Genomic DNA, 2,404 nt, shown 5'->3' on the forward strand with positions numbered 1-2,404 from the left:
AGTAAAAAAATCAGCTTTCTAAAAAAGGCGCTTCTTCACTGTTAGGAATTTAGTGTTCACTCATCAGTCGCTTGTCTGCATAGCTGATGATAATAGCGTTATGGTACGATACCATAACATAACATTAAATCCCGCAGCATAACTATACTAACGCAGCAATCCCAGTAAACCATTCATAAGGAAAATGATATGTCCGCCAGCCGTACTGCCAATACTATTGACACTGCCAGCACCAACGAACACTACCCGCATTTATTTGAGCCGTTAGATTTGGGCTTTACGACGCTTAAAAATCGTCTGGTCATGGGTTCGATGCATACAGGTCTTGAAGACCGTTTTTATAACTACGGCAAACTGGCGGCGTATTTTGCAGAACGTGCCAAAGGCGGCGTGGCGATGATGATTACAGGTGGCATCTCGCCCAATCGTGAAGGTTGGTTGCTACCTGCTGGCGGTACGATGAACACCCGCGCTGATGTGCTCAACCACCAACGTGTCACTCGTGCTGCGCATAAATATGACAGCAAAATCATCATGCAAATCTTGCACAGTGGTCGTTATGGCTATCATCCTTTTGCGGTATCAGCGAGCCCGATTAAATCACCAATCTCGCCTTTTAAGCCGCGTAAAATGAGCATCAAAAACATCGAGCAAACGGTAAAAGACTATGCTCGTTCGGCAAAACTGGCTAAGCAAGCCGGTTATGACGGTGTCGAAATCATGGGCTCTGAAGGCTATTTACTCAATCAGTTTTTATCGCGTCATGTGAATAAACGTACTGATGAATATGGCGGTGATATTCAAAATCGTATGAAGTTTGCGGTCAACGTGGTCAAAGCCGTACGCGAAGCAACGGGCGAAGACTTTATTATTCTATTCCGTTTGTCAGTCATTGACTTGGTCAAAGACGGCAACGTCATGGACGAAGTCATCACCGTTGCAAAAGCGCTAGAGGAAGCCGGTGTCACTATTATGAATACTGGTATCGGCTGGCATGAAGCGCGCGTTCCAACGATTGTCACCAGCGTACCGCGTGCTGCCTTTGTTGATTTCACTGCTGAGATTAAAAAACACATCAGCATCCCAATGATGGCAGCGAACCGTATCAATATGCCAGAAACCGCAGAAGAAATCGTCGCCAGTGGTCAGGCAGATATGATTCAAATGGCGCGTCCGTTCTTAGCTGATGCCTATTGGGTGAGTAAAGCTAAAAACGGTCAAGCCGATCGTATCAATACCTGTATCGCTTGTAACCAAGCTTGTCTCGATCATACTTTTGAGAATAAACGCTCAACGTGTTTGGTCAACCCGCAAGCTTGCTATGAGACTGAATTGGTTTATAAAAAAACCAAGAAACCTAAAAAAGTCGCCGTCATCGGTGGCGGTGTGGCTGGTATGTCGGCGGCTCATGTCGCAGCGCTACGTGGTCACGATGTAACATTATTTGAAGCAAAAGATATCTTGGGCGGACAATTTAACTATGCCAAAGTCATCCCTGGTAAAGAAGAATTCTTTGAGACTATTCGCTACTATATCAATGAGCTTAAGCATTTAGGTGTTGAAATTAAACTCAATACCAAAGTCGATAAAGCTATGTTAGAAAAAGCCAAATTCCATCACGTTATTGTCGCTACAGGTGTTGTACCTAGAAGCCTAGCAGGCAAGTTAGAAGGCGCAGATTTGCCACAAGTGATGAGCTATGCAGAATTACTCTCTGGTGAAAAATCTGTCGGCGATACCGTTGCCGTCATTGGTGCGGGTGGCATCGGTTTTGATGTTAGTGAGTATTTGACAGCCAATCACGGTCAGCCATTAGATGAGCTAGGTCCTGAATTGCTAAAAGACCCAAGCTATCGTCCACAAGCTCAGTCTATTCAAGAGTGGCGTGAAGAATGGGGCGTCACCTCTGCTACCGATTATCAAACAGAGGGTGGTCTCATCAAGACTGGCGACATTACCCCTGTTCGCCAAGTGTATTTGATACAGCGTACTAAAGGTCGCTTGGGCAGTGGTCTGAATAAAACCTCTGGTTGGGTACATCGTGCTCATGTCAAATCACACGGCGTCATCCAAGTGTCAGGTGCCCAGTACGATAAAATCACCAATGAAGGTATCTGGATCATCAATAATCAAGGTCAAAGCCAGCTGCTACGTGTCGATAGCGTCGTGGTCTGTGCTGGTCAAGAATCTGTCGTCGAGCTGATGCCAAATGTTGGCGATGCGCCAGATGCACAATACCATCTTATCGGTGGTGCCAAACTGGCAGCTGAGCTGGATGCCAAGCGCGCCATTCGCGATGGGGCTGAGGTTGCGGCAAGTATTTAAGCAGTCATCTAAAGCATAAACTTTAAATCAAAAAACGGCAGAGAGACATTTTCTGCCGTTTTTTTTGGTTTAGTAAATT

General features: G+C 45.7%; 1 protein-coding gene. It reads left to right on the forward strand.

The genetic code is table 11. The annotated features are described in order from the left end of the window. Positions 1-189: 189 nt before the first annotated feature. Positions 190-2,325, forward strand: coding sequence for an NADPH-dependent 2,4-dienoyl-CoA reductase (locus VLN09_RS08035; RefSeq protein ID WP_325245371.1), 2,136 nt, complete (start codon positions 190-192; stop codon positions 2,323-2,325). Positions 2,326-2,404 lie beyond the last annotated feature (79 nt).

Source organism: Psychrobacter sp. (assembly GCF_035469765.1).
Taxonomy (GTDB): Bacteria; Pseudomonadota; Gammaproteobacteria; order Pseudomonadales; family Moraxellaceae; genus Psychrobacter.